The sequence below is a fragment of the Rivularia sp. UHCC 0363 genome, assembly GCF_034931125.1.
Taxonomy (GTDB): Bacteria; Cyanobacteriota; Cyanobacteriia; order Cyanobacteriales; family Nostocaceae; genus Rivularia.
In genome coordinates, this window is record NZ_JAYGHM010000043.1 from 1 (window position 1) to 14,002 (window position 14,002).

Genomic DNA, 14,002 nt, shown 5'->3' on the forward strand with positions numbered 1-14,002 from the left:
TAACTCCTCACTCTTAACCCCCTAACTACTTAATATAATGCTCAACTTAATTGATAAAATCGGCGACTGGAATCCACAACTTTTTAGAGAATTGAAAGGTCGTTTAAAACCGTTTCCCTTTGTTATAGCTTTAGTTACATCTCTAGCGACTCAACTGATAATATTTATATATCAGTTACTAAAATTTCCTAGTTATGAAAAAGACGTAAGTAATATTCATTTTAAATATTGTAAGTCAGGTTATATAAAAGAAGCTTATTCAGATTTTGTATCCTGCCCTCCGAATCAAATTGATATACAACTGTGGTGGCGGGATCACTTTGAATATATGTTTCTATCGCTCAGTGTAATTTTTATTTTTACACTGCTAGTAGCAGGAACTTACTTGATAATTAATGATTTAGCGCAAGAAGAACGTAAAGGAACGCTGAATTTTATTCGCCTGAGTCCGCAATCGGAAGCAAATCTCTTTACTGGAAAACTTCTAGGTGTCCCAGCTTTAATTTATCTTGCAGTTATCGCCGCTATTCCTTTTCATGTCTTGACTGGAAAACTTGCAAATATTGCCTTTAGCTATATTCTATTGTTCTACTTGATAGTTGTAGCTAGCTGTATCTTCTTCTATAGTATTGCTTCGTTATTTGGTATATACGGCGGTTCCGCATTTAGTGGTTTTAAACCTTGGTTAGGCAGTGGTTTAGTTTTGCTATTTTTATGGATGACGATGGCTATGAGTCGTCAAGCATATCATAATTACATTGCGTTCTTTCGATTATTTAGCCCTGCGGATATAACTGGTTATCTTTTCCCTAATTTATTCAATAAGCAAACTCCAACATTACAAGATTTACAGTTTTTTAACTTAGCTTTAGGAAAAAATCTTTTTTCTACTGTCGCAATACATTTATTAAATTACGCGGTATGGACATATTGGGTTTGGCAAGGTTTAAAGCGTTGTTTCCGCAATCCAAATGCGACAATATTCAGCAAACAGCAAAGTTACTTGATTGTCGCAAGCTTTGAAATAATGATTTTAGGATTTTTAATTTCCGAAGATTATAGCCGCAGAGAAATTTTTTATGAGGGTATTGGCGCTTTCTATGTATGGAATTTGTCCCTACTTTTGCCATTTTTCGCTCTTCTCTTACCCCATCGTCAAGCGATACAAGACTGGGCGAGATTTAGATATCATAAAAATGCAAATAGTACGGATGCTTCCAAAAAGTTTTTATTTTCTGAATTAATGCTTGGTGAAAAAAGCCCAGCGATTGTAGCAATTGCAATCAATCTATTAATTGCTGCAAGTACTTTTATAGTACTATCTTTGAACGCAAGTACTGATAGCTCATATGCTAGTAAACACATTTTACTAATTTTGAGCATCTCATTACTGTTTATAAGTTTAACCGTGATTTACGCCACGACCGCTCAAATCATGTTGATGCTGAAAAACTCTAAGCGTACCTTATGGGCAATGGGAACAACCAGTGCAGTAATAATTTTACCATTAATGATTTTCGGAATTTTCAACGTTCAGCCACACAATATTTTGTGGCAATTCACAATTGTTTTCTGGGTCGCGGTTAAAGATTATGCAGAATCTACAGTTCCCAATATGTGTATTGCTTTTCTTTGCCAATTAATTATTATCGGGTTATTGAATTGGTATTTAATAAAGCAAGTTAAATTCGCAGGAGAGTCAGCAACTAAAGCGTTGTTCTCTCAATCAAACGTTATTTAAAACACTCTTCTGCGGAGCCTTATACAATTGATTCCCAGAGTCTGGCTGGGAATCAGTTACCAGTTATATATAATACTTTTCAATTGGATTACTTAAGTGCCTTTTTTACCAATTCTGCAATTTGAGAAGGACGTTGCGCTATGGGTATTTTCGCTTCTTTAAACGCTTCTAATTTACTTTTTGCAGTGCCAAAATCTGGATCGCGTCCGATCACTGCTGCTAAGGTTCCTGTTTGTCGCCAATGTTTCGCCGGTGGTGCGTGCAATCCAGCTATGTAAGCGATGACTGGTTTATCAATCATTTCTGATATGTAGGCTGCTGCGGCTTCTTCTCGTCCCCCACCAGGTTGACCGACTAAAACAATAGCTTGAGTGTTTTCGTCTTCATCCAAAATTTGCAGCCACTGAATGAACGAAGAACCGACAACCCCGTCGCTACCAATGCTTACACTAATTGACTGTCCCAAACCTGCTTGTGTCAATTCCCAAGCGATTTCATAAGTTAACGTGGTGCTGCGACTAACTATTCCTACTTGTCCGGGGGTGTAAAATTCGCTGGGGTGAGTTCCTAATAAAATCTTTCCCGGTACGATAATTCCAGGGCTATTTGGTCCGACAATTATGGTTTCTTCTGCCTCCGCACGGCGAAATAAATTTACCATATCTAACGGAGGTACTCCAGGAGAAATGATAATAATTTGACCGATACCACAAGTCATGGCTTCTAATGCTGCATCTAAAACTTGATAAGGATGTACGCAGATAATAGTAGTATCGATCGCCCCAAATTTATCTACTACTTGCTCAACTAAATCAAATACCGGCAAGTTATACAGCTTACTTCCACCGCATCCAGGATTGACCCCCGCGATTAAATTTGTACCGTAAGCTTTCATTTGAGCGATATGAGTTGCTGAAATAAACTCGCTGAATCCCTGGATGATTACTTTACTCTCTGGCGTTAAATTCATAAAAAAACATAATAGTTGAAGAAAAACCCAGCCGTTTAAGTCATTAACAATATAGTATTGCTGCGATATACCGCTTTGCTCAAGCTTTGCGTATCGCGAATCAAATAAACCAAAAAGTTAGAGTCGATGGGGAGTATTATCTCCCGCACCTCTCCTTCAGAACCGGACGTGCGACTTTCACCGCATCCGGCTCCTAGATATTCTTAGCTTTCACTTTTGCTCATGTGCGTGTATTGATGGCATGATTGGTGAATCATTTCAAGATTTTTGGTTTTCCAGTTATCATGATTGCCATCTATATGATGTAAATGAATATCTTCGCCGGGAAGAATTTTCATATTACATCTCGCACAAGTATGGTTTTGCTTCTTTAAAAGCTTTGCTGAAGTTCCATCATATAGCTTGGATTCCCTTTGACTCCAGTAGATTAAGTCTCCATCAAAAGGTGATTTTTCTCCTTTGACATTAACGAATCTATTTTCGGAGTAACTAACAGTAGGGAAGGCTTTCTTCACTAGTGATTCAGCCATATATCTGTTAGTTTTCTTCTGTTTGAGGAATACTTTAAAGGTTCTGTGGCTGATGTGCCATAGTGAATCCCTCACGTTACTCATGTCACAATGGCGATGGTAATTACGCCATCCTCTTATGATTGGTGCTAATTTTGACGCTTTAACTTCAGCCCCATAATTAGAGTTATTGACTATGGTTTTTACTTTCTCCCGCATCGCTTTAAAGTTCTCCTCTGAGGGAGTGCTTCTAAACTTGCCGTTGCTTTGAACTTTGAAGTTCCAGCCTAGAAAGTTGAATCCATCTGTCGTAGCGGTTACTTTTGTCTTTTCTTCACTTAGCTCCATACCGCGTTCCTTGAGGAACCCAGTTACTTTTTTAAGTACTTTATCCGCATCTTCGTTTGGTTTTAAGAATATAATCATATCGTCAGCATATCTAACGCTAGAGTGTATTTCCTCAATTCCATTTAATGCTATGTTGGCTAACAGAGGACTGACTATTCCACCTTGAGGAGTTCCTTGTTCGGGAAATTCGGGATTTATTCCTGCTTTTAAGCATCTAAAAATTCCGAGTTTTACTGCTGAGGATGCGATTAGTCTTTCCATGATTGACTTATGACTAATACGGTCAAAACATTTCTTGATGTCTAATTCGATAACTATTTTGTTTTGTCCGTTTGATATTGACCGAAGATTATTAAATATAATCTTCTGTGCATCTTGAGTGCTTCTTCCTGTTCTGAAGCCGTAGCTTCTAGCATGGAAGGTTGCCTCATGCGCGGGTTCTAAAGCGTATTTAACTAGACATTGCCATGCTCTATCCGAGATTGTTGGCACTTTGAGAATACGAGTTTTACCGTTCTTTTTAGGAATGGGTACTTCTCGAAGTCCTTGGTGTTTCCAATCATTAGCCCTTGAAAGTGATTTGAGTAGTTCAAAGCGTTCTTTGAAATTCAATGCTTTCTTACCGTCAATCCCCGCTGTTTTCCTTCCTTTATTAAGTTGGGTTACTTGGCGAATTGCTATCAATTTAGCTGATGTGGATTTCAGAACTAGTTTTTGAAGAGACTTAGCTTTTGCTATGTCATCAACTTTAATAGCTTTAAATATTCTCTTTTGTAGGCGGAAAAGATTCTTTCGGAATTTCTTCCAAGGTAAGCTTTTCCAAGATTCACTAGTAATGTTACTGTGTCTAATCATGCTCTTACTCCATAGAATATTTTCTGAATACCCGACAGCAGTTTTTTGCTGTCATCCTACCCGCTGTAAGGGGTTCGTCCCAACCTGGCTTACTAAAGACTCGACTTTTCTTTAGACCTTAAACAGCGTTTTTTCTCGTTCCGTTTCAAAGACACTGCTGAACTTAGAGCGATTCATTTTGCCTAACATCTTCCCAGGATTGCATTTATCTTTATAAAAATTATGCGGGAGTTGTGATGTTGAAGTCCTCATTGTTTTATTCAGGTTGAGGCTCCAAGGTAAGACACTTTTCTAGAATCCGTTTACTCGTATTCAGTCTCCGTTAGCGCCAGTGTTGTTACCTGCTTGTTTTACAACTGATTACGCCCTGTTCCCAGCTTCACTCTTTTATCAAGGTTGTTGATATTCGGTGTGGGCAGATAGGAGTTCACATCATCCCGGATGGATAGGATTTGCACCTACTTCTTTGAAACAGTTATAGGAATTGAATTCCTACTTGACTCATACCCCTCTACTCTCTAGAGGCTCCTAATCAAAACGAGCCGCACTATAAAACCTTGTGTGAAAAAAACTTTTAAATTAAGATAAGGTTATTAAAAAATTAATTATTATATTTTGTTCGATTAAAATAGCTGTAATTCTCCGATTTTTGGCTATTTATTAGTTAATCAAAAAATCATTTGCGCTACTCACAAATTCGGGGACAGTAATCTAATTTAGTAATTAAAAAATGATATTGCTTCATAGAATGCAGCTGATTGGACATAGATTGTACATATTTATTGATTGATATCAGAATATTACCTCATGGGCAAGCTTCAGTTAACATCAAGCAAGGCATATAGCACCGATAAAATTGAGCTTTTATGCCTAACTCTTGATCATAATACCTCTATTCTTGTATGTTATTGTTACCTTTTAAGGCTAGTTTTTGCTAGCTTAACTGCTTGTTCTACCGCCTTATCTAAACTTTCTACTAGCAATATAGAGTTTTCACCTACGATTTTTAGATCTGATAAATATTTTTTGGCTGTATCCAAGTCGGAACCAGCTAAACGAATAACTAAATTAGGCAAATTGCCCTCCCGACGGCTTTTAGTACCATTCGTACCATTTGAACTAAACCCCTGTTGACTAAATTGATTTGGTTGCTTTTGAATAAAATTTGCAATTACTTCTGCTACTTCTGCGGTTTGGGGAATACTACCCAAAAAGTTAATTAGTATTACTTGAATACCTTTATCAGCAGCTAAGATTTCTAGTGCTTGTTCCAAGCGAGTATTAAAAGTAGTTGGTGCAGTGTCAGTAAGAAATGCGTGTCGCAAGTTGAGGCATAATCCAGGTTTCCCACCACTATTTACAACTAAATCTAAAGTTGCCATCACCGAACCAGCACCGTTTCCCAAAACGCCGATTTTACCACGCATTTCCACCCCATCCCAATCGCCAAAGTTGCCATTTGTCTCTTTGGAGATATTACGGCTAATTAATTTTCGAGCCATGATGGCAATATCGGGATGACGACGGATAGCTCTTTCATTTATGCTGACGTTTCCATTCAGAGCTACTACTTGTCCGGCAGAATTCACTCCTAAAGGGTTAATTTCTACTAAGTCGAGGTCTTTTTCTCGAAACAATCGGTACATCTTTTCGATCGCGTTGCTTACCGACTGCATCAGCGCTCCTTGCAAACCCATCTTTAAAGCTAGTCTGCGAGCGTAAAAAGGAGAAAATTGCTCTTCCACGACAACGTGCTGCATTTTCTCTCCCGCTTCATCCCAATCGATATCCGCTTCACTACATCCCAGCAGTATCGGACGACATACAGCAGTATCTAAAACAATCGCTAAATAGAACTCTTGTTCGATGTTATATTTCGCTTCTGCTAATAATACTTCTGGTAATTCACCAGCAATCGATAAATTAAATATATTTTGTGCGGCTGCGATCGCATCGATTGTGGTTTCTACAAACCTGACTCCACCAGCTTTTGCACGTCCTCCACCATAAATTTGAGACTTCAAAACTATTGGGTAATTGATTTTTAAACGTTTGAGGTCGGTAGGATGGTCAATTGTTTGGGAAGGTAATACGGGAATACCTATTTTTCCAAACCATTCTTTTACTTGATATTCCAATAATTCCATTGACGCACACCTTTTGTTGCAACTTGCGGAGGTTTACTGCGTGCTGTCTAAAACATACAGCATACACCCTAAAAATCTGTTTTTAATTTCAAGCCGTAAGAAACAAGCTGTTAAAAACCAGTTATATTTCTGTTACTAATTTTATCTAATAGCGTAGTTCGGGTAAATCAAAAGTTCTTCTCATTTCCTATTACTTTATAGGAAGTAATCCATCATATCAGTAAAAATGCTTACACTTTTTCTGACTAATATTTTTTTGTGTAAATAGCTATACATCCGGCTTACAAAGCTTTTCGGTTGTTTTTAGTCATAGTATTATTAAATATTGTCAAGAGTAAAATCTATCTACCTCAAGAACTATTTATTCGCTGTCTATTAAAACTTGAACCAATTTATAACAAGACTCAAAAAGTGACAATTCTTATTATTCCCATTTTGAAAACAAAAAATTATCATATAGATAAAAATATTTTATCAAGTAAGTAATTGAGAAGTAATACATCAAATTAAGTATTTACTCTGCAATCAAAACAAATAGAGTTATCCTTAAGATGATTCCCGAAGCTCAGCTTAGTTGATATTTATGCTTTTTGTAAAAACTTGTTTATTGTGTTAAAAAATGAACGTTCGGATTTGATATAGCGATTAGTTCGTCAAAAGTTAATCCTAGTCGCTTGAACAAACTATATCTGGTAAATGGAACGGAACGGGGCTTTATGACAGTAGCGACTCAACAGGACAATTTAGAATTGTTAGCAAATAATTTGCAGGAACATTTACGTGCAGACGTTCAATCTGGAGAATTCTTTGCGGTTAAGTGTGCTGTAAAAAATCACCAGTTGATGATCTTAACTCAACACCCCCAAGGTGTGGCAGTTGATACCGAAAATATTTTTACAGTTCTTCAAGAAGCGTTGCAAACTAATTCCCGCGAGTACCCCCAAGAAAAAATAGACATTTTTTTACGAGTAGTCGGAGTCAAGCTTCCCTATGCCAAACGTTCCTTAACTCTGGAAAAAGAGTACATTCATACCAAGCAAGCAGCATTTTCCGATCTTGAAGATTCTATCCCCGATTCTTCAGCTTTGACTTATTCACCAAGCTATAGAGAGGATGAGTCTAATTCTCTTGCGGAAATACCTGTACCGACCTTAGAATCAAATTTCTCCGGTTTTAATCCTAAACGAATGTTGCTTGCGGTAGTTGGGGTCATAGTTTTCGCAACTTTGGGGGGTGCCTACGTTGCCACTCGTCCCTGCTTGATAACCAAATGCAATCAACTCAAAACTGCACGGGATTTAAATAACTCCTATGGACAACTGGTAGGTAAGATCGACTCCGAACAAGATTTAGCTCGATTACAGCGCAAAATAGATTTAGCTAGAACAAATTTGAGCCAAATTCCCGGCTTATCTCCTTATGCTCAACAATCACAACAGTTAGCACTCAGCTTGTCCAATAAATCAGAACAAATACAGCAGGTATTTACAGCCGCTCAAGCAGCAGAAATCGCCACGCAAAAAAGCCAAATACCCGTCTCAAGTTTATCCAACTTACAAGATAGACAAAGATTATGGAGACAAGCGATCGCACCAGTAGAAGCAATCAGTCGTAATGACGCACTATATCCAGTTGTCCAACAAAAAGTAGCCAGCTATCGCGAAAATTTGCAAGCAGTTAACCAACAGTTGCTCGCAGAAGATAAATGGTTAAAGAAAATCACTTCAGCCACAGCCGTATCTATAGTTGCCGAAAAACGAGAAGCGATCGCCAAAACTTTAGCAGACTGGCAAAAAGTTAGCTCAACTTGGCAAGTTGCACTAAATGCATTAACCTCGATTCCTTTCGGAAGTTCGGCATATGCAGATGCTCAAAAATTGATATCCGAGTATAAGCCTCGATTATTAGCAGCAAAAAACCGCACCACAGATGAGTTAACGGCGGTCAATAATTACAAACAAGCACTCAACGCTGTTAACGTTGCCAAAAATTACGAGCAACAAAATCAGTGGACAGCAGCAGTAGCGCAATGGCAAACAGCTTTAAGTTCTGCAAAACAAGTTTCTAGCAATAGCCTTTATAATATCGAAGCCCAAAAATTAGTTGAACCTGCATCTATTTCTCTACAACAAGCCCAAGAAAAGCTCAACGTTTACAGCCGCATCCAGAAAACCCGTTCCGATTTAGAACGAACCTGTTCCGGCGAAGTTCGTATTTGTACTTACATCATGAATAACCAAGGAGTCACCGTGCGGATAGCTCCCGATTACGAACAAAGCCTCCAAGAAAGCCTGATGGAAGCCAGCGCTCAAGCAAACCCCGATATTATTGCCGGTGTCAACCAGCACTTACAAACCTTGCAGCAAGCTTTAGAAGCCATTAGCGATAATGCCGACGTACCACTTATTGTTTACGATGCTCAAGGTAATGTAATTTATGAGCGTAAGCTTGATTAAGTAATTGGTAATTGGGCATTGAGCAGTAGGTAAACGAAACTAATTTACACCTAGATTTTTTTCAAAGTTCTTGACAAGGATTTTACATCTTTTCCTACTCGCATTTGACCGCTCAATTACCCACCTCGCAGCAACTGGGATAAACCCGGATTGACCTTGTACTTTTTTTTCTTGCCTTGATGGTTTCTTGGAAAGCTGAAACCTGATTTTGGTCATTATAATCGGATAAATCTCCTCCAACTTCTTTCTCAGATACTCGGGATGATAACCGTGATTTAATAAAATAGTAATTTTAGGAATATTAACAGGTTTGGATTTGAAATAATCAATGTTTTCACTCAATATTTTAATCAAACCGGCATCATCTGATACGGAAGCTTTAGTACAGTGAGTAAAGAAAGGAAATCCGAGGGTCTCAACCGCCAGATGCCTTTTAATACCGTTTGTTGATTTGTAAAAACAGGCGATTCATGATTCGGGCGTAAAATGCGTCGTGCATTTAAGCAGCATCGGCGCACATTTGAGCGAAGGCATCGGTCTGCTTCGTTTTCATCACAATGTCGAAAACATTTTGCGCGAATTGCCCGCAGATGTTTCCATCAAATTTATGCGCCCGGTCGGATTTTATTACGCATTGCTGTCATTTGTATCAATGATCAAAGGTTACGCGGCGAACGAGGCCTTGATGCTTTCGGAAAAAGAAGAAACGATTCTGAACGATCTGATCAAAAACCTCGAACGCGAGTATCTCTCGAACATAGACGATTTCAGCAAAGACGTGATGGTTTCGCAAATTGAACTTCTGCTTAATTATTCCAACCGTTTTTACAACCGTCAGTTCATCACCCGAAGACAGACGAATCACGATTTGCTCATCAAATTAGACGATCTCTTAGACAATTATTTTGATCGCCAAAACGAAACGCAAAACGGTCTTCCGACGGTCGCCTACATTGCCGATAAATTAAATATGTCCCCGAATTATTTGAGCGATATGTTGCGCCATCTCACCGGGCAAAACGCCCAGCAGCACATTCATAACAAACTCATCGAACGAGCCAAAGAAGCGCTTTCAACGACTTCGTTATCAGTTAGTGAAATCTCCTACCGTCTCGGATTCGAGCATCCGCAATCGTTCAATAAACTATTTAAAAATAAAACAAACGTTTCACCCCTTAAGTTCAGAAGTTCTTCCAAATAGGGTGTTGGCCGAGATAAAGGTAAAATAGGACACGTTGTAAAGTTATATGTGCGACCCGAGGAGGCACCGTTGGTGCGATCGCCCTGCCCGAAAGTGCTGCTCCGTCAATCTGTGGTAGCCTAAAAAAATCAGTATGGGGTGCGGAGTGGTCAACAGTGAAACTGAAACCAAAGCAAACAATTAGCGATTACTTTGTGGATCTTGAAGACCCTCGAATTGAGCGCACAAAGCGACATCAGCTAATTGATGTAATCACGATTGCGATTTGTGCAGTAATTTGTGGGGCTGACTCATGGGTAGCAATTGAAACATATGGACAAGCAAAGCAAGAATGGTTAAAGCGTTTCTTAGAACTACCAAATGGTATTCCCGAAGTTTGCTGAGACGGAACCGACCCCAGCAACTTCTCTTCATCCCATGATACATTTGCAAGAATATTTGCCCTGAGTGGGAGGGAGTCAGACCGCTTCCCATCTCCCATAACCAATATCATTTATTCACAATGATAAATCTTGTATTCATATCCGTTGATTCCAGGGTTAGCTTGAGTATCGGCAGTGCAGAATGGTGGTAAAGCATTTAAGGAAGTCTTTTCAACTGTACGAAAATTTGTTAGCCACAGGTCAAAAGGACGCGGCAATGTTTGAATTTCTTTGATTAAAGTTGCGATCGCACTGTCAGATTTTTGGTCTTCAGGGATAATTAAAAATTGAGCATTTAACGGTGAATTACTAGTTTTAATTTGTTTGGCTATACCCATGATTTCCCCAGTCTCCGCTAAGCTACGATGAGTATTCGCAATTAATATAGGTTTGGTTCCAGATATATTTTCAATAATGGGAATTAGTAAATCTGGTCGGTAGTATTTTTGATAACCAAGATTGAATACAACCGTAATTCCACTCAATAGTCCCATTACCCATATAATAGTTACAGCGCTTTTCCCATTAACTTTGAATTGAGAAAACGCTGGACTAGTAAAGGTATTTTGATGCCAACAAGCGGCGAGTATAGCCCCTAACAATACCATTACAAGAGGAAAATAAACGAAGTTGTAGCGAGCGCCGCGAGTAATATCTATACCGAAGAAATAAGTAATAATAAAAAATAAAGCAATTACCGATAATAAAACACCTGTAAATGTTTGAGTCATCAGACGATTTTCGGACGATGCATACTGAATTTTAAAATTACGTAATAAGATTGGTACTGCCCAGACAAAGAAAATTATCATGACTAATCCAGAAGCAATCATGATTGCAAGATGCGGTGATTCAACTGGTAATAAAGAAATCATTGTAATCCAGCCAGCTAAAGATTGAAAAATCGGATTGAGGAAATCCAAAAAACTGCGATCGCTATTTTTTATCCACTGCGTTAATGTTCCTGTATTCCGATTATATAGAAATAAATTTAACCAAAATAAACCAGTCCCGATGGTACCGATAACTGCGGCATAAATAGTCCACCACAATTTTAAATTGGAAATTCTAGATTTGGGATTAAGCCAATATTTGATCAAAACTATGGCTTCACCGCAAAGGAGAAGACTAAAAAAGTAATGAGTTGAAATTCCCATTGCATTAACAGCTAACCAAATCAAAGCAATAGTAATAGATAAAGGCTGTTGCTGATGAATGCGACGCACGGCAATTACCAAACAACACAATGAAGCAATCACCCATAAAATACCCAAAGTGTAATGACGGGCTTCCTGAGCTAAAAAAATCCCATAGGGAGACACAGCCATAAATGCAGCAGCTAACTGTGCTATCAAGAAAGAACGAAAACTCAGCCATCCTAAGCCGTAAATCGCCGGAATCGCAGCAATCCCAAATATTGCGCTAATACTACGCGCTGCAAAAATTAAATTTTGTTGTGAAAATAAAGATATCCACCAATGCGACAAAATAAAATAAACTGGTGGATGAATATCTTCTGTAAGTATTTGATGGACTGCTTCTTTGACCGTAAAATTGGCATTAATTTGTAGAGGTTGCAATAAAACATCAATGCTGATGATTTGATTTAACGGTACTCTTTTAAAACTATTACCCAAGCTAAAAACTATTGTGGCAAATTCATCAATCCAAACGGGTTTACTTGTTAAATTGGTGAAGCGTAAAACAGTACCAACTAATATGGATATCAGTAAAAGCGTTAACTGAATAAATATTTTTTTTTTTTGAGGGAATCATTGTTGCTGTATTTTGAGATTGCATAAAAGTCCTATATACGGAAAATTTTTGATTGAGTTAATTCTTAAATTATGGCGATTAAAAATAGCTACTACACAAGACTTAATCCACGCAGGTGGACTTAATCAAATATGCCTGTGTAGCCGCGTTCACCGGAAGCATATTATATTCGCCCGATTTATCACTACTCCCTATTCCCTATTCCCTATTCATTCACTTTACCTGAGTTACCCGCCAGCTTAGTTTCAGGTTCACCCAAAAATTCCATACAGTAGCTACAGCAATAGCAATTAAATTCGCTACATAACGATTGGCGAATACAAAATTAAACACTAAATTCAACACTAATACATTAATGATTAATCCCGCTAAACAAATAAGATTAAATTTAAAGAATCGCTTTAAACGTTGTTTGAGACCTTTTTGCTGCATAGCGACATCGGCAAAAGTCCAAGCGTCATTCCACAAGAAATTATTAAAAATAGCAATTTCTCCCGCAATAATTTTACTGCGAGTTAAAGGCAAAGCTAAAGTATTGGGGTCGCTGAGCAAGTAAAGTATTGTCATATCTACAAATACTCCGCTTAAACCCACCAAACCAAAGCGAATAAATCTACCGATGGGAAAACCCCAACGTTGGCTAAATTGTTCTATCGCTTCCGCAGAAAAACGCAACCTCAATAAGTGTCGGATATAGTCAAGATAATGCTTCCAACTCACTTTGCTTTCTCCATCTTGACGCTCGCAAAATACATAACCGATTTCAGCAATTTTGTTTACTTTTCCTCTTCCCAAAACTTCTAACAAAATTTTATAGCCGATGGGATTAAAAATTATATCTTCTACACAGCTACGACGTACCATAAAATAGCCACTCATCGGGTCAGAAACTCTACCAATAACTCGTGGTAAAATTATTAAACCTAACATTTGAGCGCCGCGAGATAAAAAACGCCGTATAAAACTCCAGCTGCTTACCCCACCACCTTCTACATGACGGCTAGCAACTGCTAAATCATTTGTTCTAATAGCATTTAATAGCTGTAATAATATATGGGGTGGATGCTGTAAATCTCCATCAATTACTCCTAAAACCCTGCCTCTAGCACTTTGCCACCCGCGAATTACAGCTGACGAAAGTCCACGTTCGTTCTCGCGTCGCATCACCCGTAACTGCGGGAATTCTGCCATCATAGACAAGGCAACTTCCCAAGTACCATCCGGGCTATTATCATCAACTACAACTAATTCGTAGTCTCCCGGTATACTTTCATCAAGTAAGCTACTTAGTGTACTGACGATTGTATTGATATTACCAGCTTCAAGGTAAGTAGGAATAACCAAGGAAAACAGAATGCTTTGATTCGCAGCATTTGCTATAGGTGGTAATCCAGGAATTCGTAAAGAACCGCTCGGTACTGATAAAAGCTTCTTCGGTTGGATGATACTCATGAAGAAAATAAGTGTTTGAAATATTGAGGCAAAAAGCGCTGTTAGTTATTATGCTTTAAATGTGCTTTTTTAGGATACGTACTTCTAAAAGGTTAAAGGTTAGAGGTTAGAGGTTAGAGGTAGGG

General features: G+C 38.4%; 9 protein-coding genes and 1 pseudogene. 4 read left to right on the top strand and 6 right to left on the bottom strand.

What is annotated here, in order from left to right; translation table 11 throughout:
- The first annotated feature begins 37 nt into the window (after positions 1–37).
- Positions 38–1,741, top strand: coding sequence for a hypothetical protein (locus VB797_RS22180; RefSeq protein ID WP_323239910.1), 1,704 nt, complete (start codon positions 38–40; stop codon positions 1,739–1,741).
- An 88-nt stretch (positions 1,742–1,829) separates the two neighbouring features.
- On the opposite strand, the gene VB797_RS22185 is transcribed toward VB797_RS22180, so the two are convergent.
- From VB797_RS22185 to VB797_RS22195, 3 genes are all read right to left on the bottom strand, one after another.
- Entirely contained in the window at positions 1,830–2,711 is an 882-nt protein-coding gene (locus VB797_RS22185; RefSeq protein WP_323239911.1) for a CoA-binding protein, read from the bottom strand.
- Positions 2,712–2,914: 203 nt separating this feature from the next.
- Complete coding sequence (gene ltrA, locus VB797_RS22190) at positions 2,915–4,423, bottom strand: group II intron reverse transcriptase/maturase (RefSeq protein WP_323239912.1); 1,509 nt, start codon at positions 4,421–4,423, stop codon at positions 2,915–2,917.
- Between the two features lie 911 nt (positions 4,424–5,334).
- Entirely contained in the window at positions 5,335–6,570 is a 1,236-nt protein-coding gene (locus VB797_RS22195; RefSeq protein WP_323239913.1) for a succinate--CoA ligase subunit beta, read from the bottom strand.
- A gap of 716 nt (positions 6,571–7,286) precedes the next feature.
- Between VB797_RS22195 and VB797_RS22200 the strand changes: the two genes are divergently transcribed.
- Positions 7,287–9,026, top strand: a complete 1,740-nt coding sequence (locus VB797_RS22200) for a hypothetical protein (RefSeq protein ID WP_323239914.1) — start codon at positions 7,287–7,289, stop codon at positions 9,024–9,026.
- Between the two features lie 39 nt (positions 9,027–9,065).
- On the opposite strand, the gene VB797_RS22205 is transcribed toward VB797_RS22200, so the two are convergent.
- On the bottom strand, positions 9,066–9,494 hold the full coding sequence (locus tag VB797_RS22205; RefSeq protein ID WP_323239955.1) for a transposase: 429 nt from the start codon (positions 9,492–9,494) through the stop codon (positions 9,066–9,068).
- Between the two features lie 25 nt (positions 9,495–9,519).
- Here VB797_RS22205 and VB797_RS22210 point away from each other — a divergent pair, with 25 nt between their 5' ends.
- Both VB797_RS22210 and VB797_RS22215 read left to right on the top strand, forming a co-directional pair.
- Positions 9,520–10,227 carry a helix-turn-helix transcriptional regulator gene (locus VB797_RS22210; RefSeq protein WP_323239915.1) on the top strand — a complete coding sequence of 236 codons (708 nt, stop codon included), beginning with the start codon at positions 9,520–9,522 and terminating at the stop codon, positions 10,225–10,227.
- A 155-nt stretch (positions 10,228–10,382) separates the two neighbouring features.
- Positions 10,383–10,670 (top strand): annotated as a pseudogene (locus VB797_RS22215) (transposase family protein); the annotation flags it as partial.
- A 50-nt stretch (positions 10,671–10,720) separates the two neighbouring features.
- Here VB797_RS22215 and VB797_RS22220 read toward each other — a convergent pair.
- Both VB797_RS22220 and VB797_RS22225 read right to left on the bottom strand, forming a co-directional pair.
- Positions 10,721–12,286, bottom strand: coding sequence for a glycosyltransferase (locus tag VB797_RS22220; RefSeq protein ID WP_323239916.1), 1,566 nt, complete (start codon positions 12,284–12,286; stop codon positions 10,721–10,723).
- Positions 12,287–12,638: 352 nt separating this feature from the next.
- Positions 12,639–13,877: a glycosyltransferase gene (locus VB797_RS22225; protein WP_323239917.1), complete on the bottom strand. Its 1,239-nt coding sequence runs from the start codon at positions 13,875–13,877 to the stop codon at positions 12,639–12,641.
- Positions 13,878–14,002 lie beyond the last annotated feature (125 nt).

Bases quoted from the DNA above. Each gene is read 5' to 3' on its own strand.
- VB797_RS22180 (WP_323239910.1), top strand. From the start codon at position 38: ATGCTCAACTTAATTGATAAAATCGGCGACTGGAATCCACAACTTTTT.
- VB797_RS22185 (WP_323239911.1), bottom strand. From the start codon at position 2,711: ATGAATTTAACGCCAGAGAGTAAAGTAATCATCCAGGGATTCAGCGAG.
- ltrA (WP_323239912.1), bottom strand. From the start codon at position 4,423: ATGATTAGACACAGTAACATTACTAGTGAATCTTGGAAAAGCTTACCT.
- VB797_RS22195 (WP_323239913.1), bottom strand. From the start codon at position 6,570: ATGGAATTATTGGAATATCAAGTAAAAGAATGGTTTGGAAAAATAGGT.
- VB797_RS22200 (WP_323239914.1), top strand. From the start codon at position 7,287: ATGACAGTAGCGACTCAACAGGACAATTTAGAATTGTTAGCAAATAAT.
- VB797_RS22225 (WP_323239917.1), bottom strand. From the start codon at position 13,877: ATGAGTATCATCCAACCGAAGAAGCTTTTATCAGTACCGAGCGGTTCT.